The following is a 20,030-nucleotide window of genomic DNA, read 5'->3' on the forward strand; positions in this document are numbered from 1 at the left end:
GTCGCTTCCGCCTTACGTCACCAGCCGCCGCAGCGTTTCGACCTGATCCGCCTCTGCCGCGGGCTTGTCGGTGCGGATGCGTGCGATGCGAGGGAAGCGCATCGCGACGCCGGACTTATGCCGCGTGGAGGTGTGGATCGAATCGAACGCGATCTCCAGCACCAGCGTTTTCTCCACTTCGCGTACCGGGCCGAAGCGCTTCACCGTATGGCGGCGGACGAAGCTGTCCAGCATGCGCAATTCCTCGTCGGTGATCCCCGAATAGGCCTTGCCGACCGGCAGCAGCTCACCCTCTTCGGTCCAGCAGCCGAAGGTATAGTCGCTGTAATAGGACGATCGGCGCCCGTTGCCGCGCTGCGCGTACATCATCACGCAATCGGCGGTCAGCGGATCGCGCTTCCATTTGTACCACAGGCCGGCGCGCCGCCCGCCGACATAGGGGCTGTCGCGGCGTTTCAGCATCACGCCCTCGATCGCCGCATCGCGCGCACCGGCGCGGATCGCCTCCAAATCGGTGAAGCTGTCGGCCGCGATCACCTGGCTGAGGTCGAAGCGATCGGGATCGAGCCGCGGCACGAACGCCTCCAGCCGGTCGCGCCGCTCCGTCCAAGGTAGCGCCCGCAGATCCTCGGGCCCGTCGAACAGGATGTCGTAGAGGCGGACGAACGCGGGATAGTCGGCCAGCATCTTCGCCGACACCTGCTTGCGTCCCAGCCGCTGTTGCAGCGCGTTGAAGCTCGCCGCCCCACCACCGTCGTCCAGCGCACCGCCCTGGAATTCGCCCTTTACCAGCAGCTCGCCATCGACCGTGCCGGGGGTGGTGAAGGCCGCGGCGACGTCGGGAAAGCTGCCCGTCACGTCGTCGCCGGTGCGGCTGTACAGGCGCGTCTGGCCCGCGACATGGACGATCTGGACGCGGATGCCGTCCCATTTCCACTCGGCGGCATAATCGGCGAGGTCGACCTGCGCGTCCTCCAGCCCGTGCGCGAGCATGAAGGGGCGGAAGACCGGCACGTCCGCCGGGGTCGGTTGCGCGCCCTTTCCCTCCGCCCAGGCGAACAGGCTGGCATAGGGCGGCGACAGGCCGTGCCACACCTCCTCCACCGCATCGACGTCCAGCCCGAACGCCTGCGCCAGCGCGGTCTTGGCGAGCCGCGCCGACACGCCGATACGCAGGCCCCCGGTCGCCATCTTGAGCAGCGCGAACCGCTCTTCCGCATCCAGCCGGTCGAGCATGCCGGCGAGCACAGCGGGCGCATCGGAGCGCGATAGATGGCGCAGCGCGTCGACCGCAGCGGTGATCGACAGCGGACCGGTATCGGGCGGCGGCACCACTGGCGCTGGCCATAGCAGCGCCACCGTCTCGGCCGTATCGCCGACATAGTCGCGGCTCATCCGGAACAGCACGGGGTCGACCCGCGCCTCGATCAGCGCCCGGATCTGCGCCGGCTTCACGCCGGGCAGATCGAGATCGCCGGTCAGTGCCGCCATCGCCCAGCCGCGATCGGGATCGGGCGTCGCGTGCAGATAATCGACGATCAGCTTGAGCTTCGCGTTCCGCCCCCGCGTGTAGATCAGCGAATCGAGAAGCGCGGCAAAGGCTTGCATAGACACACGAACGCATGGCGCCGCCGAAGCGCTCCCGCTAGGACCCGCATCGTGAAACGTCCGCTTCTCACTGCCGCGCTGATCGTCGCCTTTATCGCCGGCGCCGTCTTCCTCATCGGCTATCGCAACGCCCGCGCCGACCCGGTCGTTCGCCGCGTGACGATGGCGCTGCCCGACTGGCCGGCCGGCAAACCGCCGATCACCATCGCGCTGATGAGCGATATCCACATGGAAAGCATGGCGATGGACGAGGGGCGGCTCGCCCGCATCGTCGGGCAGGTGAATGCGCTCCACCCCGATCTGGTCGTGCTGGCCGGCGATTTCATCGAGGGGCGCGGCGCCGGCGAGGCGGAGCGGGCGATCCCGTTGCTGGCACGCCCGCTGTCGCAGTTGAAGGCCCCGCTGGGGGTCGTCGCGGTGCTCGGCAATCACGATCACTGGACCGATCCTGCACCGATCGCAGCGATGTTGCGGCGGATCGGCGTGGTCGTGCTGATCAATCAGGGTGAGGGGCTTGGGCCGCTTGCGCTTGGCGGCCTCGACGATCCGGCGACGCATCACGATCGTATCGCCTCGACCCAGGCGGCGCTGGCGACGCTGGCGGGCGCCGGCGTGATGGTCGCGCATTCGCCCGATGTCGCGGTGAAGCTGTCGCGGCGCACGACATTGCTGCTCGCCGGCCACACGCATTGTGGGCAGGTGGTACTGCCGCTGATCGGCGCGCCGGTCGAGGTGACCAATCCGCGCTATCGCTGCGGCATCGTGCGCGATCCGCATCGGCTGACGGTGGTGACGGCGGGGCTGGGCACCAGCAACCTGCCGATCCGCTTCGGTGCGCCGCCCGACCTGTGGCTGGTGCGCGTCGGCCCTATCCCCTCCCGCTGACGGCCGGCCGCAGCCGTCGAACCGTCACCCCGGATCGGGTCCGGGGTGACGGACAAACCGGGTCAGCCCTTGCGGCTGGCTTCGAACAGGAACCAGGCGCGCTCTTCGGCCTGGTCGGTCCAATCGTCGACGATGCCGCTGGTCGCATTGTCCTTGGCCGCTTCGGCGGCGTCCTTCACCGCGCGGAAGCTTTCGACCAGCTTCAGATTGTCCTCGCGCAGCTCGGCCAGCATTGCGCCGGCTTCGACGAAATCCTTGTCATTGTCGGCGATCGTCTGGCGGCGACTGATGTCGCCGATCGAGCGCAGCGTTACGTTGCCGGTCTTGCGCACGCGTTCGGCGATCGCGTCGGTCACGCCCAGGATTTGCGCGGCCTGATCGTCGAGCAGCAGGTGATAGTCGCGGAAATGCGGGCCGCTGACGTGCCAGTGGAAGTTCTTGGTCTTCAGATACAGCGCATAGCAATCGGCGAGCGAGGCATTGAGGGCGTCGGCGACCGAGCGCGTGTTCGACAGATCGGTGGGCGTGTTGAGCGCCGGATTGACGTCGGCCATGGGGAAGCTCCTGACAGAAATGGGTTCGTTGCGGAAACGATCCGATAGCGCAAACGCTCCCGGTCGGACCGGGATTTTGCATCAGGAATCATGGTCAGATTGATCGGGCGGCTAGATCAGACGCAGGGCCCCCACGCCAAGCCAGAGCCCGACGATCAGGAACAGGATGCCGATTCCGATCCGCAGCGACCGCAGCGGCAGCGCACGCCATCCCGCTTCGCCAAGCAGCGCCGCCGGCGCAATCACGGCAAGCGATCCCAGCGTCGCACCCAGCGGCGCGAGCCACACCAGCTCCGCCCGTGCGCTCAGGGTCAGGACAATGAACTGCACGCCGTCGCCGAAGGCGAGGATGAACAGCCCGAGCATGCTGGTCGCCGCAGCGCCAAGCCGCCAGCGTTCGAGCCGGTCGGGGGCCTTGGCCGGGAACAGCGCGCCGGCGCCCTGCAGCACCAGCGCCAGCGCCAGGAACAGCTGCTTCGCCTCGGGCGTCAGCTGCGGGGCGATCAGGCCCCCCGCCGCGCCCGCCAATCCCGCGGACGCGGCAAGCGCGATGGCCGCCATTGCGATGACGAGGCCCGGTGCGCGGTAGCGATCGGCCAGGATCGCGGCGAGCCAGGCGGGGCGGTCGCCCACCTGTGCCAGCGCGGCGGCGACCAGCGCCGCCATCAGTGCATCCATGCCGTCCCGTCCCGTCGTCGGTGTTCAGCTTGCGAGGCGCACCGAACAGGCCGCCGCAAACGTGTCGCACGCCCGTACATCCTGCCGGTCGCAGGCGACCGCGTCACCCAGCATCGACAGCCAGCCATGCACCAGAGCGCCATGTTCGCCACGCGACAGTGCCGAATCGACGAAATGCGCGACCGTCACCGCGGGGTTCAGGCCATGACGATGCGCGATCAGGCGGATCTGGTTGATATCGGGCTTCAGGTCGCGTGCGCAGGTATAAGGCGCCTTCACGTCGATCGCGGCGATTCGCGCCGCCAGATCGGCGCGCACTGCGTCCAGCGCCATGTCGTTGATATGCCCCTGATGCCCCATGTCCTGCTCCCGTCATGTCATGTGGCATTCATGCGCCCGCACCGGTAACGTGGTGGTTAACGATGGGGTGGGGGCATCCGCGGTTGACTTTCCTCGCCGTCTGGCCCATGCGCCGCGACTGATCGAGCGGCGGCGTTGGTGCTGCCGCTCTCCTTGTTTTCAGGATTAGGGCTCATGGCCAAGCCGACTACCGTCAAGATCAAGCTCGTCAGCACCGCCGACACCGGCTTCTTCTACGTCACGAAGAAGAACCCGCGCACCAAGACCGAGAAGCTGAGCTTCAGCAAGTACGATCCCGTCGTGCGCAAGCACGTCGAGTTCAAGGAAGCCAAGATCAAGTAAGCCGCTGCCGGGGCGCCGCCGCCCCGCGTTGCTTGCCGAATCGAATCGCGAAGAGCCGCCGGTGCCCCGCGCATCGGCGGCTCTTCGCGTGCGTGCCTGCGTAGGAAAGCGACGTGCGGGCAATCTATGCGTTTTTGTGACGAAGCCATGGTGGGGGCTAGGTTCGGCCACATTGCGTTCATGTTCGGTCGGCATAGCGGACCGTGGTGGCCGGACGATCCGGCCGCCCTGTATCGCGTCACTACGGGCTAAGGGCGGTCTTCTCGAATTGAGGGGGCCGCCCTTGGTTTATGCGGGGTGCTGGCGGCCTGACGGTCGTGTCCCCACATGTCGGTCATGTCGAAGCGCGCCGTCCTCTACCGCATGGTCATGCCGACCCACATCTGTCCCTATGGTCTGAAGGCGCGCGATCTGCTGCGCCGCAAGGGCTATGCGGTCGACGATCGCCACCTGACGACTCGTGCCGAAACCGATGCGTTCAAGGCCGAACATGACGTGAAGACCACGCCGCAGACGTTCATCGATGGCGTGCGGATCGGCGGCTACGACGACCTGCGGCGATTCGTCGGACTGTCGGTGCCGGACCCCAAAGCAATCAGCTATCGCCCGGTCCTGGCCGTGTTCGCGATGACCGCGCTGATGGCGATGGCCGCCAGTCTCGCCGCATTCGGCTCGCCGGTCACGGTCCGCGCGGGCGAATGGTTCATCGCGTTCAGCATGGTCGTGCTGGCGATCCTCAAGCTCCAGAACGTCGATCGATTCGCGACGATGTTCCTGGGCTATGACCTGCTCGCGCAACGCTGGGTGCCCTATGCCACGCTCTACCCGTATCTGGAGGGGCTGGCGGGCGTGTTGATGATCGCGGGCGTCGCGACATGGCTGTCGGTGCCCGTCGCGCTCGTCATCGGCGTTGTGGGCGCGGTGTCGGTTTACAAGGCGGTGTATGTCGATCGGCGCGCGCTCAGATGCGCCTGCGTCGGCGGTGACAGCAACGTGCCGCTGGGCTTCGTGTCGCTGACCGAAAACCTGATGATGGTCGCGATGGCGGTATGGATGATGCTGACGGGATGATGCCGGGAACCGCGTTGAGGAATCGTCGTTTTATCCATAGCTCGCAGCTCCCGCGCCCTTTTCGGGGGGTAAGGGCGCTGAGAGCGCGCGGCACCCTGTCGCGGCCCGATCGCCGCGGCAGGGTGCCTTTTTCGTGTCGCGCCGCTCGGGTCAGACCAGCGCGTTCACCGCATCCATGAATCGCGCGAGACTGATCGGCTTCGAGACATAGGATCGCGCGCCGGCCGCCCGGATCCGCTCCTCGTCGTCGCGTCCCGCATAGGCGGTGACCGCCATCACCGGGATATCGCGCAGCTGCTCGTCCGCCATCAGTTCCAGGATCAGTTCATATCCCGTCACATGCGGCATCTGGATATCCATGATGATCAGGTCCGGCATCACCTCGCGCGCGCGCGCCACGGCCTCGCGTCCGTCGCGCACCGGTTCGGCGACGAACTCGTGCGCCCGCAGCAGGTCGCAGAACAGCTTCAGATTGAGTTCGTTGTCCTCGACAACGAGCACCCGTTTCGCCACGTGGGTCACCGATCCTTTCCAGTCAGCGGACGATAGGCAATGCGCGGTCGCGATACAAACACCCCCGATGCGGAATTGCTGGGGCTTCAGGCGCTGGCCTGGACGCTCGGCGAACAGGCGCGTGCCGATCGCCTGATCGCGACGACCGGCCTCTACCCCGACGATCTGCGCGCCCGTGCCGGCGAACCCGCTGTGCTCGCCGCGGTGCTGGCCTATCTCGAGGCGTACGAACCCGATCTCATCGCCTGCGCCGATGCGCTGGGGGTCACCCCGTCGGCGCTGGTCGCCGCACACCAGATGCTGGAGGCTCGCTGATGACGCAGACACCCCGACCCTTGCTGATCACCGATTGCGACGAAGTGCTGCTGCATATGGTCAAGCATTTTGGCACATGGGTGCGCGAAACGCACGATATCGACTTCACGCCCGATGGCGCCGATTTCGCCAATTCGATGCGCCGCCGCTCGACGGGCGAAACGCCGACGCAGGCCGAGATGTGGTCGATGCTCGGCGGCTTCTTCCCCTCCGAAATGCACCGCCAGACTCTGGTCCCCCACGCCGCCGAGGCGCTGGCGCGGCTCAGCGAGGTGGCGGACATCGTCGTCCTCACCAATCTGCTCGACAGCTGCCGCACCGCGCGGATCGACCAGCTCGCCGCCTTCGGCATCCATCACCGCGTCGAATGCAACCAGGGCGGCAAGGGCGATCCCGTGTCGCGGCTGGTCGAGGAGCATGGCAACCCGGTGACGGTGTTCGTCGACGATCTGGCCGTTCATCACGAATCGGTGTCGCGCCACGCGCCGCAGGTCCACCGGCTGCACATGGTCTCCGAACCCAGCCTCGCGCCCAGCGTCGCCCCCGCGCCGCACGCGCATGCGCGCATCGACGACTGGCGCGAGGCGGCGGACTGGATCGCCGCGCGCTTCGCCGCGGGGCAACCCGCCGCCTGACGGTTTACCGCCCGCCGCGCCATCGGCTAGACGCGCGGGCAACGCATCATCGAAGGATACTGCCATGACCACGCACGTCGATCGCAAGCTCGAGGAACTCGGCCTCACCCTGCCCGAAGCGGCGGCGCCGGTTGCGGCCTATGTGCCGGTGGTCGAGGCGGGCGGCATGCTGCACCTGTCGGGCCAGCTGCCCTTCAAGGACGGCCAGCTCGTCACCGGCCGTCTGGGCGACGGCGTGTCGCTGGAACAGGGGCAAGAGGCCGCGCGCCTGTGCGGCCTGATGATCGTCGCGCAGGTCAAGAAGCACCTCGGCGGCGACCTGTCGCGCATCAAGCGCGTCGTGAAGCTGGGCGTGTTCGTCAACAGCCACGGCGACTTCACCGATCAGCCCAAGGTCGCGAACGGCGCGTCCGAACTGATGGTCGCGCTGTTCGGCGACGCCGGCAAGCATGCCCGCAGTGCCGTCGGCGTCCCCGTCCTGCCGCTGGGCGCGGCGGTCGAGGTCGACGCGATCATCGAACTGGCGTAATCCGGCGCGGCGTCACCCCCGCCGCGCCACCGTGCTCAGCGTGGTGCCGGCGGTAATGACCTCGATATCGGTGCGGATATGCAACAGGCGCACCCCGCGCTGCGCTTGTGCCCGCGCGAGCGCCGGCGCGAAATCCTCGGTCCGCGTCACCGTCTCCGCCCAGCAGCCATAGGCCCGGCCGAGCGCCGCGAAATCGGGATTGGCCAGCGCCGTGCCTGATACGCGGCCCGGAAATTCGCGCTCCTGGTGCATGCGGATCGTGCCGTATCCGCCATTGTCGATCACCAGCACCAGCAGCTGCGCGTCATATTGCACCGCAGTCGCCAGTTCCTGCCCGTTCATCAGGAAACAGCCGTCGCCGGCGAGCGCCACCACCTGCCGCCCCGGATGGCGCAGCGCCGCGGCAACGGCGGCGGGCAGGCCATAGCCCATCGCCCCCGCCGTCGGCGCCAGTTGCGTGCCCGGCGCGGCATAGGGCCAATAGCGGTGCCACCAGCCGCTGTAATTGCCCGCGCCGTTGCAGATGATCGTATCAGCGGGCAGCACCGCGCGCATCGCCGCGACGCAGGGCCCCAGGTCCATCGCCACGCCGTCGCGCGCCGCGGGCGTCGACCACGCCTGCCAATCGGCATGCGCGGCGGCGCCACCGGCGTTCGGCGGTCCGTCGATCGCGTTCAAGCCTTCCGCAAATTCCGCCATGCCGGCGCAGATTGCGAGGTCGGTGCGGTAGGTCATGCCCAGCTCGTCGGCGTCCGGGTGGACGTGGATCAGCCGCTGGCCCGGATGCTCCGGGGTGATCAGCGCATAGCCATCGGTCGTCGCCTCACCCAGTCGCGGGCCCACGACCAGCAGCAGGTCGGCGGCCTTGATCCGCGCGACGAGCTTCGGGTTCGGGCCATAGCCCAGGTTCCCGGCATAGGCGGGGCAAGCGTTGGGGATGGCATCCTGCCGGCGAAAGGCGGCGGCGACGGGCACGCCGGTGCGATCCGCCCAGGCGGCGAAATCCTGCGCCGCGATCCCGTCCCACCCCGCACCGCCGACGATCGCGACGGGGCGTTCGGCGGTGGCGAGCAGATCGGCAAGCTGCGCCATCGCGCCCTCGTCGCACCCCTGCGCCGCGCGCTCGACACGCGGCCGGTCGACCGCCTCGACTGCATCGAGCAGCATGTCCTCGGGCAGCGCGAGCACCACCGGCCCCGGCCGCCCGTTCATCGCCACCGCATAGGCGCGCGCGACATATTCGGGGATGCGGGCCGCGTCGTCGATCCGCGCCGCCCATTTGGCGAGCGGCCCGAACATCGCGGCGAAATCCACCTCCTGGAACGCCTCGCGATCGCGCGTGCCGCGGTCGACGTCGCCGATGAACAGGATCATCGGCTGCGAATCCTGCCGCGCGACATGCACCCCGATCGAGGCATTGGTCGCGCCCGGCCCGCGCGTCACGAAGGCGATGCCGGGCCGATGCGTCAGCGTGCCGTCGGCGCACGCCATGAACGCCGCGCCGCCTTCCTGCCGGCACACCACGGTTTCGATCTGCGGCGTATCATGCAGCGCATCGAGCACCGCGAGGAAGCTTTCGCCCGGCACGGTGAAGATGCGTTCGCACCCTTGCGCGAGCAATTGGTCGACGAGGATGCGGCCGCCGGTCCGGGTCTGTCTCTCCATGCGCGCGACTGTGCCCCGCGGCGGCGGCGATGTCGAGGAAGGGACTTGCCAGCGCCACCGCCCCTGGCGATGCTGCGGCAGCATCGACGACGTGGGAGGGGCGCGCAGATGACGTGGCGGACGGTGGCGCAGGGCCTGCGCTTTCCCGAAGGACCGGTGGCGATGCCCGACGGCAGCGTGATCCTGGTCGAGATCGCGGCCGGGCGCATCACCCGTATCGATGCCGAGGGCCGGATCGACGTGGTCGCAGAGCCGGGCGGCGGACCCAATGGCCTGGCGATGGGTCCCGACGGCAAGCTCTATTGCTGCAACAACGGCGGGTTCAACTGGCATGAGGCGGGCGGCTTTCTGGCGCCGCACGGGCAGGCCGACGATTATAGCGGCGGGCGCATCGAACGCATCGACCCGATGCGCGGCACGGTCGAGGTGCTGTACGCCGACGGCGATTTCGGCTGTTCGCTGCGTGGCCCCAACGACATCGTGTTCGACGCGCATGGCGGTTTCTGGTTCACCGACCACGGCAAGACGCGCCCCCGGGAGCGCGACGTCACCGGCATCTTCTACGCCAAGGCGGACGGCAGCTTCCTGGAAGAGGTGGTGTTCCCGTCGGAAAACCCGAACGGCATCGGCCTGTCACCCGACGGCAGCCGCCTCTACGCGGCAGAGACCTACACATGCCGGCTGATGGCATTCGACGTGATCGCCCCCGGCAAGGTCGCGCCCGGCGGCGGCCCAGGCGGGCCCGGCATCCCGGTCTATCGACCGGCGGGGTATAAATTCTTCGATTCGCTGGGTGTCGAGGCCGGCGGGAACGTCTGAGTCGCGACGATCGGCGAAAGCGGGATCAGCGTCGTGTCCCCGACGGGCGACCTTGTCAAATTCGTCACGACTGATGACGTGTTCACGACCAACATCTGCTGGGGCGGGGACGATCTGCACGACGCCTATGTCACGCTGTCGGGCAGCGGCCGGCTGGTGACGATGCGCTGGCCGCGGCCCGGCTTGCGCCTGGCCTATTGACGAAAAGGCGCGCGCCGTGATCGGTCCGCCGACCGCTGAGCGCCTTATCGTCCGTTTACACCCGCGACCGCGGACCGAAGTCGAACCAGCCCGGACGCTGGCCTGCCGGATAGGCCGGACGGGCGGCGGTCTGACGGCGGCCGGTCAGGCGCTCGCCGATCGTCGGCGCCGTCGTGGTGGCGACCGGCGCGGCGACGGGGCGGGCCTGCGCCGCTTCGGTCAGACGCGCATTCTCGCGCTCCAGTTCGGCGACGCGCGCATTCGCGGCGGCCAGGCTGGTGTCGCCCTGCTTGCGATAGGTGCCGTGCGCCTCGCGCTCCGCGGCATAGCGCGCCTTCCACTTCTTGCCGCCGCTGCTGCTCGCCAATCCGAAGAACCAGCCTGCGATCAGGCACAGCGCCAGCGCGGCGAATTGCGTGGTGGTGGTGAACAGCATCCGTCGAGCCTCCTGTTACGGCAGCATAACGACGATGCCGGGGGTTGGTTCATCCGACAGGCGGCCGTCCCGCACGCACCCTCACCCTATCGACGGCTTCGCCGTCTCTTCCCTCTCCCATCGGGAGAGGGAGGGAGGCGCGTAGCGCCGGAAGGGTGAGGGCGGGGCAACCCGCGGCTCAATCCTCAAACCGCCGCCCGACATGCGCCTCGCCGCGCGCCTCCGCCAGCTGCGCTTGCCGATGTCGCTCCGCATAGCGCGCCCGGGCCGCCGCATCGCGCGTGTCGTGGCAGCGCGGGCAGCTCACCCCCTCCTCGTACAGCGGCGACGCGCGATCCGCCTCTGACACCGGCATCCGGCACGCCCGGCACAAGCCGTGGCTGCCCGGCGCCAGGCCGTGCCCCACCGCCACCCGTTCGTCGAACACGAAACATTCGCCCCGCCACGCGCTCTGCTCGGCGGGCACCTCTTCCAGATATTTCAGGATGCCGCCTTTCAGGTGGAACACGTCGGGCACGCCCTCCGCCTTCAGGAACGCCGTCGCCTTTTCGCAGCGGATGCCCCCGGTGCAGAACATCGCGACGCGTTTGGTGCCGGCGAGCAATTCGTCGCGATGCGCCCGAAACCAACCCGGAAACTCGCGAAAAGACCGAGTCTCCGGATCGACCGCGCCGTCGAACGTGCCGACCGCCACCTCGTAATCGTTGCGCGTGTCGATCAGCACCGTGCCCGGATCGGCGATCAGCGCATTCCAGTCGGCGGGATCGACATAGGTGCCGGGATCGGTCGGGTCGACCAGCGGTTCGCCCATCGTCACGATCTCGCGCTTCAGCCGCACCTTGGTACGGTGGAAGGGCATCGTGTCCGCCGCGGAGAACTTTACCTCCAGCGCCGCACAGCCGGGCAGGGCGCGGATATGCGCGAGCACGGCGTCGACTCCCTCGGCCGGTCCGGCGATCGTCCCGTTGATCCCTTCCTCCGCCAGCAACAGCGTGCCGCGCACACCCTGCGCCTCGCACAAGGCCAGCAACGGGCCCTGAAGCGCGGCGGGATCGGCGAAACGGGTGAAGTGGTACAGCGCGGCAACGGTGACGGACATGGGTAGGCCCATAGTCGGTTCACGCGACAACGCGAAGCCGCGAAGAAGCAGGGCGACCTCGCTCATCCGCAACCTCGTCGCGTCTTTGCGCCTTCGCGTGAACAAACATGCGGTGACGAACCCGCCCGCGCGCCCTATCTCCACTAAGTGGCAAAGAAACCCAGACCCGGCCTGCCGACGCAGGCGCAGATCCTCGACTTCATCACGCAATCGGAGGTTCCCGCCGGCAAACGCGGGATCGCCAAGGCGTTCGGCCTGACCGCACAGGAAAAGATCGCGCTGAAGGCGATGCTGAAGGACATGGCCGACGAAGGCCTGATCGACAGCGCCCCCGGCCGCGCCTTTCACAAGATGGGTGGTCTGCCCAAGGTAACCGTGCTGCGCATCGCCGATGTGGACGATGGCGGCAATGTCTGGGCGGTGCCCGATCGCTGGGAAGCGGACGGCCCCGTGCCACGGCTGCGCGTCCGCGAACGCAAGCGTGGCGCGCTCGGCATCGGCGAACGCATCCTCGCGCGTACCGAAGAGGCGGGCAACGGCTGGATCGCGCATCCGATGAAGGTGCTCGCCAAGGCTTCGGAGCAAATTCTCGGCGTGCTGCGGCAAGAGGGCGAGCGCTTCTGGCTGACCGGCGTCGAAAAGAAGGAGCGGCGCGAATTTCCCGTCTCCGACACCGGCGGCGCGGCGGCCGGCGACCTCGTCATGGCGGAAATGGGCGGGCGACCGCCACGCATCACCGTTCGTGTCGTCCAGCGCCTCGGCGACCCGTTCGCACCGCGCAGCTTCTCGCTGATCGCGATCCATAAGCTTGGCATCCCGGACGTCTTCTCGGGCGATACGCTCGACGAGGCAAAGCGCGTGTCGGAACTGCCGCTCGGCGAGGACCGCGAAGACCTCACGCACCTGCCGATCGTGGCGATCGACCCGGTGGATGCGCGCGATCATGACGATGCCGTATGGGCTGCGCCACATGAGGACGGCGGCTGGCAGGCGGTCGTCGCGATCGCCGACGTCAGCTTCTATGTCCGGCCCGGCTCGGAACTCGACCGCGAGGCGCGGCGGCGCGGCAATTCGGTCTATTTCCCCGATCGCGTCGTGCCGATGCTGCCCGAAATCCTGTCGGCGGAAGTGTGCTCACTGAAGGAAGGCGAGGACCGCGCGGCCTTGGTCTGTCACCTCCACATCTCCAAATCGGGCAAGCTCGAAAGCTGGCGCTTCGCTCGCGCCCGCGTCCGCATCGCGGCGAACCTCGCCTATGAAGACGCGCAGGCGACGATCGACGCCGATGCCGGCGCGCTGATCGACGTGCTGCGCCCGCTCTGGGCCTGCTGGCGCGCGCTGGCGAAGGCGCGCGATGCGCGCGAACCGCTCGACCTCGACCTGCCCGAACGCCGCGTCGTGCTCGACGAGCAGGGCCGGATCATGTCGGTCGCCCCGCGCGAGCGGCTCGATGCGCACCGGCTGATCGAGGATTATATGATCGCCGCCAACGTCGCCGCCGCCAAGGCGCTGGAGGCGAAGAAGGCGCCGGTCATGTACCGCGTCCACGAACCGCCCAGCCGCGAAAAGCTCGTCGCGCTGAAGGACTATCTCGAGACGTTCGACGTGCCCTTCGCGCTCGGCCAGGTCATCCGCCCGGCGACGTTCAACCATATCCTCGACCGGATCGGTGATGCCGACTTCCGCCCGCAGGTGATGGAGCAGGTGCTGCGCACGCAGACCCAGGCCTATTACGCGCCCGCCAACCAGGGGCATTTCGGCCTGTCGCTGGGTAGCTACGCCCACTTCACCTCGCCGATCCGGCGCTATGCCGACCTCGTCGTCCACCGCGCGCTTGTCGCGGCCTATGGCCTGGGCGAGGGCGGGCTCACCAAGGCGGATGCCGAGGCGATGGAGCAGATCGGCACGACGATCAGCGCGCTCGAACGACGCGCGATGGAGGCGGAGCGCGACACGATCGACCGGTACGTCGCCGCCTTCCTCGCCGAACGCGTCGGCGAGACGGTGTCGGCGCGGATCACCGGCGTGCAGAATTACGGCTTCTTCGCCACCGTCGAGGGGATCGGCGGCGACGGCCTGATGTCGGTCCGCGACCTGGGCGGCGAATATTTCCGCTTCGACGAGGCGGCGCGTACGCTGACCGGCGAGGACAGCGGCGAGGAATATGCGCTGGGGCAACGGCTGGAATTGCGGCTCGCGGAGGCCAATCCGGTGTCGGGTGCGCTGCGCTTCGAACTGCCCGGCGGCAAGGGCGCCGCACCGGGGCCGCGGCATCTCGGCAAGGGCATCAAGGGTGGCCGCAAGGATCGCGTCGTCGCGCGCCGCGGCCGGCCCGGCAACATCCGCCACAACGGCAAGCAGCGGTGAGCGGCCGGCTGACGCGCGTCGCGACATCCGGGCCGCGCGGCACGGTGCGCGACCGCTATCTGGTCCACGGCACGATCGCCCCGCGCTTCGTCGCGGCGCATGCGGTGATCGCCGACGACGCCATGCCCTTCACCCCCGCCGACGCGCGCGAGGCGAAGGCCTTCGCCGCGATGATCGCCGACGGGTCGATCCGCGGCGTGGGGCAGGGCCGCTTCTGGTTCGACATGCATGCCTACGAAACCGCCGCCGCGGCGCGCCGGGCGAAGCGCGTGCCGGTGCTGCTGATGGTCGCGCTGCTGGTCGCCGCGGTCGCGGTGGCTTTCTACCGCATCTAGTCCCACTCGTCATTCCGGCGAACGCCGGAATCCATGGACACGCGGCGTCCGTGGCGGTCACACCACAAGCGGCACCGCAACCATGGATTCGGGCGTCCGCCGGGATGACGAAGCGAGTAATCCCTTAACGCCGCATCAACCCGAACCCCCTACACCTGTCGCCTGGACAAGGAGCGCTCGCACGCGATGATCGACAATCTGTCGCTGGCGCTGACGCACGGCCTGATGCTGCTCGCCGCCTGGCGCCTGCTGCGCCGGCCCGATCTCGATTCCGAAGCGCCGCCGCCCCGCCATTGGCGCGCCCGCCGCAGCGCGCCGCCGGAGCCGCCCGCCGGTGCGTGATCTCGTCTTCGTCGCCTTCCTCGCCGCGCTGTTCGGAATGGGCCTCCGCCGTCCGTTCCTGCTGGTGTGCGCCTACGTCTATATCGACATCGTCTCGCCGCAGCGGCTGACGTACATCCTGCTCAACGCCGTGCCGATTTCGCTGATCGCGGTGGTGCTGGCGGTCGGTGGCTGGTTGCTGATGGACGACAAGAGCGATAGCCGCTTCGCGCCGCGGCAGGGCCTCATCATCCTGCTGCTGCTCTATTGCGGGATCACGACGATGGGCGCCGACTTCCCCGTCGACGCGCGCGACAAATGGGACTGGGTGTGGAAGTGTCTGGCCTTCGCCGCCTTCCTGCCGCTGACGTTGCGCACGCGCCTGCGCATCGAGTCGCTGCTGCTGTTCATGATCCTGTCGGCGGCGACGATCATCATTGTCGGCGGTATCAAGACCGCGGCGGGCGGCGGCGGCTATGGCCAGCTCGACCTGATGGTGACCAACAATTCGGGCCTGTACGAAGGGTCGACCATCTCCACCGTCGCGATCGCGATCGTGCCGTTGATCGCCTGGTTCATGCGCTGGGGCACGATCTTCCCGCCCGACTGGAAGGTGAAGGGCTTCTGCCTGTGCCTGATCTTCGCCTGCCTGCTGATCCCGATCGGCACGTCAACGCGTACCGGCACGCTCTGCACGGTCCTCGTCGCGCTGCTGTCGCTGCGCAACACGAAGCGCAAGTTCACCTATCTCGCCATGATCGGCGCGGCCGGGCTGCTTGCGGTGCCGTTCCTGCCCGCGAGCTTCACCGAGCGGATGAGCACCATCAAGAGCCATGACGCCGACGAATCCGCCTCCACCCGTATCGCCGTGTGGCAGTGGACGATCGACTATGCCAAGGCGCACCCCTTCGGCGGCGGATTCGAGGCGTTCCGCGGCAACCACATCCGCTACGAGATCAAAAAGACGACCGCGGCGCAGGGCGATGCCGCCGCGACCGTCGCCGATCAGGCGGTGACCGACAAGGCGCGCGGCTATCACAGCGCCTATTTCGAGATGCTGGGCGAACAGGGCTATCCCGGCCTGGCCCTGTGGCTGGCGATCAGCCTGATCGGCCTCGTCCGCATGGAGGTGCTGCGCCGCCGCTATCGCGATCCCGCCGGCCCCTTCGGCTGGGCGGGCCCGCTCGCCGCCGCGCTCCAGACCGCGCATCTCGTCTATCTGCTCGGCGCGGCGTTCATCGCCATCGCCTTCCAGCCGTTCATCTACATGCTATTGGGCGCGCAGATCGGCCTCGACACCTATCTCGCCCGCCGCCGCAGCGAAGAGGGCCAGGCGCCGCTGCGCAAGCCGCGGAGCGACGCCATTCCAGCATGAGCGAACTGCGCGCCCTCACCTCTGCCCGCGGCATCGCGGCGTGGTTGGTCGTCCTCTACCACATCCGCGCCAGCATCGCGGGCCTGCCGCACGGCGTCGAGGCGGTGTTCGCCAAGGGCTATCTGGCGGTCGATTTCTTCTTCCTCCTGTCTGGTTTCGTCATCTGGCTGACCTGGCACGACCGGCTGCGCGGGCAGGGCGCCGCCGGCATCGCCCGCTTCCTGCAAAAGCGCGTGGCGCGCATCTGGCCGCTGCACGCGGTGATGCTGGCCTTCGGCGTCGCGCTGGCGCTCGCGCTGCGGGCCACCGGGCGCAGCGACCCCGCCTTCCCCTTCGCCGAACTGCCGCTGCATGTGCTGCTGGTGCAGAATTGGGGCGTCACCGATGCGCTGCACTGGAACGATCCGGCCTGGTCGATCAGCTGCGAACTCGCCGCCTATCTGCTGTTCCCGCTGCTGATCCTGACGATCGACTGGCGACGCCTGCCCGCGCTTGCGCTGGTGGCCATCGCAGCGGCGATCCTCGCTGGCCTGCACATCGCCATGCAGGGTGCGCCGACGCTGGGCTGGGACATTCCGCGCTTCGGCCTCATCCGCTGTCTCGCCGAATTCGCCACCGGCACGATCCTCGCCGCGCTGTTCCTGCGCCGCCCGTCGCTCGTCTGGTCACTCGGCATCGCCGCGGTCGGCGCGGCGGCATGGGTGCTGGGTTTGCCCGAAACCCTCGCCGCGCCCGTCACGTTCGCCGCGCTGCTGCTCGCGCTGGCGCTGACCGCCGGCACGCCGCACCATCCGCTCGAGGGGCGCTGGCTCCACGCGCTCGGCGACATCAGCTACGCAACCTATCTGTCGCATTTCCTGCTGTGGAAGGCATTCAAGCTCGTCGCCGTCCGCGATGCCGCGTCGGTGCCCTGGCCGGTCATCGCGCTCTATCTCGCGCTGGTCTTCGCCGCGTCCGTGCTCCTCTACCGCTGGGTTGAACGGCCCGCGCAACGCTGGGTCAACGCGCTCGGGCGGCCGCGCGCCGCGGGGTAGCGCTCGGAACCGCCTGCGTCGCCTGGGCATTTCCTACTAGGAAGGGAGTGCCCAATTGGCCGCACGCATAGTCTATTGCGATGATTCCAAGCCCGGCATCACGCGCCGCAAGGTTCGCAATGGCTGGGCCTATTACGCGCCCGACGGCGACCGGATCACCGACCGTGACGAGATTGACCGGCTGAACGCGGTCGGCCTGCCCCCCGCCTATCGCGACGCCTGGTTTTGCCCCAAGTCCAACGGCCATATCCAGGCGGTCGGCTGGGACGAGAAGGGGCGTAAGCAATATCGCTATCACACCGGCTTCCGCGAAGCGCAGGAGGCGGCGAAATACGAAAAATGCGCCGATTTCGGCCATTGCCTGCCCAAGCTGCGCGCCCGCGTCGAGGCGGATTTGTCCGCCCGCGGTCTGCCGCGCGATCGCGCCATTGCCGCAGTCGTTCGCCTGCTCGACATCGGGCACCTGCGCGTCGGTAACGAAGCCTATGCCGAAGCGAACAAGAGCTATGGCGCCACGACGCTGCGCAAGCGCCACGGCAGCGTCCGCGGCAACACGCTGAAGCTGCGCTACAAGGGCAAATCCGGCAAGGAACGCGATGTCGCGATCACCGACAAGCGGCTCGCCGCGACGGTGCGCAAGATGCAGGACCTCGACGAACAGCATTTGTTCGCCTGGGTAGACGACGATGGGGAGGCGCACCCCGTCACCTCGTCCGACGTCAACGACTATATCAAGCGCGCGACCGGCGGCGACTTCACCGCCAAGCATTTCCGCACCTGGGGCGCCAGCGTCGCCGCGTTCGAGGCGCTGGCCCGCGCCGAGGCGGACCTCAGCCTGAAGGCGCTGCTCGAACCCGTCGTCGCCCGCCTGGGCAATACCCCCGCCATCGCGCGCAAGAGCTACGTCCACCCGTCCCTCATCGCCTTGGTGAAGACGGGGCAGGGCGCCTTCCGCCGCGCGTTGCGCCTGCCGCGCTCCGCCCGTCATCTCAGCCGCGAGGAGCGTGGGCTCATCGCCTTCCTCGAAGCCGGCACGCCCAGCACGGCGCCGCTGAAAGCCGCGGCCTGATCCCCTTATGTCCAAAAATACGACCGCTACCGCTTCGCCGATCTTCGACAGCAACGGCGTCCAGGACCAATTGACCGGCCTGTACACTGCCAGCGAAGTCTGGCTGCACACGCACTGGCTGCAAATCCTCATCGCGCTCGCCGTCGGCGTAGTGATCGTCGTCGCGCTGCACGGCCTGCGTCGGCTGGGCGAACGCCTGTGCCGCCGCAAGGATGTCGGCGGCGTCGCCGAGACGCTCGTCCGCCGCGGCTGGGGCGCGATCGTCGGCCGGGCGATCGCGCGCACCAACAACTTCTTCATCGTCATGCTCGCCGCCAAATTGGTCGCAGGCTATGCCGGCGCACCGAGCCAGGTATCGACGACGATCAACTTCCTGTGGACCGTCGCCTCGGTATTTCAGGCGGCGATCTGGGCGCGCGAGCTGATCCTCGGCGCGATCGAACACCGCACCAGCAGCGAACATTATTCGGGCGAGGCACTGCTCAGCGCGATGGGCCTCATCCGCCTGCTCGTCACCGTCGCGCTGTTCGCTGTCGCGCTGGTCGTCGTGCTCGACAATCTCGGCGTCAACGTCACCGGGCTGATCGCCGGCCTGGGCGTCGGCGGTATCGCCATCGGCCTCGCCGCACAGGGCATTTTCGGCGACCTCTTCGCCGCGCTCGCCATCATCTTCGACCGTCCGTTCCGCCGCGGCGACAAGATCAGCTACGGCACGACCAACGGCGTGATCGAATCGATCGGCCTGAAGAGCACGCGCATCCGCGCCTTCACCGGCGAATTGCGCGTGATCAGCAACAAGCAATTGCTCGACAAGGAAATCCAGAACATCAGCGTGCGCGACCATATCCGGCTCGCGTTCACGATAGGCGTCACCTACGAAACCCCGCCCGATACGCTCGCCCGCGTGCCGCAGATCATGCGCGAGATCGTCGAGGGCGAGGGCGGCAAGGTCGCGCGGTCCAGCTTCGAAACCTTCGGCGCCTCCAGCCTCGATTTTGTGCTGCAATTCGACATCCCCGGCGACGATTGGGCGACCGCGCACCCGATGCGCGACCGCATCATGGTGTCGTTGATCCGCCGCTTCGCCGCGGAAGGGATCGGCATCGCCTATCCGACGCAGACGACCTACACCGCCGGCCCGGACGGCAAGCTCGTGATGCCCTACGCCCCCGCGTCCTAGGTGTTTTCGAACATCGGGTCCGCCGCGTTTGGCGCGGTTCGTCGTGTATGGATGCCGCGGTTCAAGCTTTCGGTCGGGAGAGGGGCTTGCGGAACGCCCCCGGCTCCGCCTACAGGATGGCGCGACGCGGAACGCCATCCGCGCGCCGCAATCGGGAGGGCGATTCTTCGTGACGACGATCACCGCGCAGGCGATGAAGGACAGGGTCGGCACCGAAACCGTGTCCGACTGGGTCGAGGTGACGCAGGCGATGATCGATCGCTTCGCCGAAGCGACCGGCGACCATCAGTTCATCCATATCGATCCCGTCGCGGCGGCGCAGACACCCTTTGGTGGCACGATCGCGCACGGCTTTCTCACGCTGTCGCTGATGCCGCTGCTCAGCAGCAAGGTGCCCGACGCGCCGCAGATCGAAGGCGCGCGGATGGGCGTCAACTACGGCGGCAACAAGGTCCGCTTCCTCACCCCCGTCCGTTCGGGATCGCGCGTGCGCGGCCGCTTCACCCTGCTCGCCTTCGACGAGAAGCGGCCGGGCCAGTTCCAGCAGACCACCAATTTCGTCGTCGAGATCGAAGGGCAGGACAAGCCTGCCCTGATCGCCGAATGGATCAGCCAGATTTTCGTCTGACGCCAACCCTA

General features: G+C 68.1%; 22 protein-coding genes and 1 pseudogene. 15 read left to right on the plus strand and 8 right to left on the minus strand.

The annotated features are described in order from the left end of the window. Window positions 1–12: 12 nt before the first annotated feature. Window positions 13–1,608: a cisplatin damage response ATP-dependent DNA ligase gene (locus A7E77_RS09225; protein ID WP_063687429.1), complete on the minus strand. Its 1,596-nt coding sequence runs from the start codon at window positions 1,606–1,608 to the stop codon at window positions 13–15. Between the two features lie 51 nt (window positions 1,609–1,659). Here A7E77_RS09225 and A7E77_RS09230 point away from each other — a divergent pair, with 51 nt between their 5' ends. Further along, on the plus strand, window positions 1,660–2,493 hold the full coding sequence (locus tag A7E77_RS09230) for a metallophosphoesterase (protein ID WP_063687431.1): 834 nt from the start codon (window positions 1,660–1,662) through the stop codon (window positions 2,491–2,493). 62 nt (window positions 2,494–2,555) lie between these two features. Here A7E77_RS09230 and A7E77_RS09235 read toward each other — a convergent pair whose 3' ends face one another. The 3 genes from A7E77_RS09235 to A7E77_RS09245 all read right to left on the minus strand — a co-directional run bounded on the left by A7E77_RS09235 (window position 2,556) and on the right by A7E77_RS09245 (window position 4,085). Next, entirely contained in the window at window positions 2,556–3,047 is a 492-nt protein-coding gene (locus A7E77_RS09235) for a Dps family protein (protein WP_017977466.1), read from the minus strand. Window positions 3,048–3,158: 111 nt separating this feature from the next. Then, window positions 3,159–3,725 carry a TMEM165/GDT1 family protein gene (locus A7E77_RS09240; RefSeq protein WP_063687433.1) on the minus strand — a complete coding sequence of 189 codons (567 nt, stop codon included), beginning with the start codon at window positions 3,723–3,725 and terminating at the stop codon, window positions 3,159–3,161. A gap of 24 nt (window positions 3,726–3,749) precedes the next feature. Continuing rightward, on the minus strand, window positions 3,750–4,085 hold the full coding sequence (locus tag A7E77_RS09245) for a hypothetical protein (protein ID WP_043060516.1): 336 nt from the start codon (window positions 4,083–4,085) through the stop codon (window positions 3,750–3,752). A gap of 174 nt (window positions 4,086–4,259) precedes the next feature. On the opposite strand from A7E77_RS09245, the gene rpmG reads away from it, so the two are divergent. Beyond that, the gene (rpmG, locus tag A7E77_RS09250) at window positions 4,260–4,427 is read left to right on the plus strand and encodes a 50S ribosomal protein L33 (RefSeq protein WP_017977469.1); all 168 of its coding nucleotides are present in this window, start codon (window positions 4,260–4,262) and stop codon (window positions 4,425–4,427) included. 327 nt (window positions 4,428–4,754) lie between these two features. Then, the gene (locus A7E77_RS09255; RefSeq protein WP_063687435.1) at window positions 4,755–5,498 is read left to right on the plus strand and encodes a MauE/DoxX family redox-associated membrane protein; all 744 of its coding nucleotides are present in this window, start codon (window positions 4,755–4,757) and stop codon (window positions 5,496–5,498) included. Window positions 5,499–5,648: 150 nt separating this feature from the next. Here the strand turns inward: A7E77_RS09255 and A7E77_RS09260 are convergent, their stop codons facing one another. After that, window positions 5,649–6,011, minus strand: coding sequence for a response regulator (locus A7E77_RS09260; RefSeq protein ID WP_018250532.1), 363 nt, complete (start codon window positions 6,009–6,011; stop codon window positions 5,649–5,651). A gap of 39 nt (window positions 6,012–6,050) precedes the next feature. On the opposite strand from A7E77_RS09260, the gene A7E77_RS09265 reads away from it, so the two are divergent. The 3 genes from A7E77_RS09265 to A7E77_RS09275 all read left to right on the plus strand — a co-directional run bounded on the left by A7E77_RS09265 (window position 6,051) and on the right by A7E77_RS09275 (window position 7,490). Next, entirely contained in the window at window positions 6,051–6,326 is a 276-nt protein-coding gene (locus tag A7E77_RS09265) for a DUF3572 domain-containing protein (RefSeq protein WP_017977472.1), read from the plus strand. Next, window positions 6,326–6,961, plus strand: a complete 636-nt coding sequence (locus A7E77_RS09270) for a hypothetical protein (protein WP_063687437.1) — start codon at window positions 6,326–6,328, stop codon at window positions 6,959–6,961. The genes A7E77_RS09265 and A7E77_RS09270 overlap by 1 nt, the downstream gene beginning before the upstream one ends. Window positions 6,962–7,025: 64 nt before the next feature. Next, window positions 7,026–7,490 carry a RidA family protein gene (locus tag A7E77_RS09275; RefSeq protein WP_017977474.1) on the plus strand — a complete coding sequence of 155 codons (465 nt, stop codon included), beginning with the start codon at window positions 7,026–7,028 and terminating at the stop codon, window positions 7,488–7,490. Between the two features lie 12 nt (window positions 7,491–7,502). Here the strand turns inward: A7E77_RS09275 and A7E77_RS09280 are convergent, their stop codons facing one another. Then, complete coding sequence (locus tag A7E77_RS09280) at window positions 7,503–9,155, minus strand: thiamine pyrophosphate-binding protein (RefSeq protein ID WP_063687439.1); 1,653 nt, start codon at window positions 9,153–9,155, stop codon at window positions 7,503–7,505. Between the two features lie 108 nt (window positions 9,156–9,263). On the opposite strand from A7E77_RS09280, the pseudogene A7E77_RS09285 reads away from it, so the two are divergent. Continuing rightward, window positions 9,264–10,175, plus strand: a pseudogene (locus A7E77_RS09285) (SMP-30/gluconolactonase/LRE family protein). Window positions 10,176–10,230: 55 nt separating this feature from the next. Here A7E77_RS09285 and A7E77_RS09290 read toward each other — a convergent pair. Together A7E77_RS09290 and A7E77_RS09295 are read right to left on the minus strand one after the other, a co-directional pair. Next, entirely contained in the window at window positions 10,231–10,611 is a 381-nt protein-coding gene (locus tag A7E77_RS09290) for a hypothetical protein (RefSeq protein ID WP_063687441.1), read from the minus strand. A 178-nt stretch (window positions 10,612–10,789) separates the two neighbouring features. Further along, window positions 10,790–11,710: a rhodanese-related sulfurtransferase gene (locus tag A7E77_RS09295; RefSeq protein WP_063689844.1), complete on the minus strand. Its 921-nt coding sequence runs from the start codon at window positions 11,708–11,710 to the stop codon at window positions 10,790–10,792. Between the two features lie 147 nt (window positions 11,711–11,857). Between A7E77_RS09295 and A7E77_RS09300 the strand changes: the two genes are divergently transcribed. The 8 genes from A7E77_RS09300 to A7E77_RS09330 all read left to right on the plus strand — a co-directional run bounded on the left by A7E77_RS09300 (window position 11,858) and on the right by A7E77_RS09330 (window position 20,019). Continuing rightward, window positions 11,858–14,077: a ribonuclease R family protein gene (locus tag A7E77_RS09300; RefSeq protein WP_063687443.1), complete on the plus strand. Its 2,220-nt coding sequence runs from the start codon at window positions 11,858–11,860 to the stop codon at window positions 14,075–14,077. Further along, entirely contained in the window at window positions 14,074–14,412 is a 339-nt protein-coding gene (locus tag A7E77_RS09305; RefSeq protein WP_063687445.1) for a hypothetical protein, read from the plus strand. Before A7E77_RS09300 ends, A7E77_RS09305 begins: the two co-directional genes overlap by 4 nt. Window positions 14,413–14,598: 186 nt before the next feature. Continuing rightward, complete coding sequence (locus tag A7E77_RS17940) at window positions 14,599–14,754, plus strand: hypothetical protein (RefSeq protein ID WP_192929956.1); 156 nt, start codon at window positions 14,599–14,601, stop codon at window positions 14,752–14,754. Beyond that, entirely contained in the window at window positions 14,747–16,108 is a 1,362-nt protein-coding gene (locus A7E77_RS09310; RefSeq protein ID WP_063687447.1) for a DUF5935 domain-containing protein, read from the plus strand. The genes A7E77_RS17940 and A7E77_RS09310 overlap by 8 nt, the downstream gene beginning before the upstream one ends. After that, complete coding sequence (locus tag A7E77_RS09315) at window positions 16,105–17,142, plus strand: acyltransferase family protein (protein WP_063687449.1); 1,038 nt, start codon at window positions 16,105–16,107, stop codon at window positions 17,140–17,142. The genes A7E77_RS09310 and A7E77_RS09315 overlap by 4 nt, the downstream gene beginning before the upstream one ends. A 55-nt stretch (window positions 17,143–17,197) precedes the next feature. Beyond that, window positions 17,198–18,211, plus strand: coding sequence for a DNA topoisomerase IB (locus A7E77_RS09320; protein ID WP_063687451.1), 1,014 nt, complete (start codon window positions 17,198–17,200; stop codon window positions 18,209–18,211). A 7-nt stretch (window positions 18,212–18,218) separates the two neighbouring features. Further along, window positions 18,219–19,391: a mechanosensitive ion channel family protein gene (locus tag A7E77_RS09325; protein WP_063687453.1), complete on the plus strand. Its 1,173-nt coding sequence runs from the start codon at window positions 18,219–18,221 to the stop codon at window positions 19,389–19,391. 193 nt (window positions 19,392–19,584) lie between these two features. Next, window positions 19,585–20,019 carry a MaoC family dehydratase gene (locus A7E77_RS09330; RefSeq protein WP_172436207.1) on the plus strand — a complete coding sequence of 145 codons (435 nt, stop codon included), beginning with the start codon at window positions 19,585–19,587 and terminating at the stop codon, window positions 20,017–20,019. Window positions 20,020–20,030: the final 11 nt, after the last annotated feature.

Origin of the sequence: Sphingomonas sp. NIC1, assembly GCF_001638925.1 — a bacterium.
Classification (GTDB): Bacteria; Pseudomonadota; Alphaproteobacteria; order Sphingomonadales; family Sphingomonadaceae; genus Sphingomonas; species Sphingomonas aquatilis.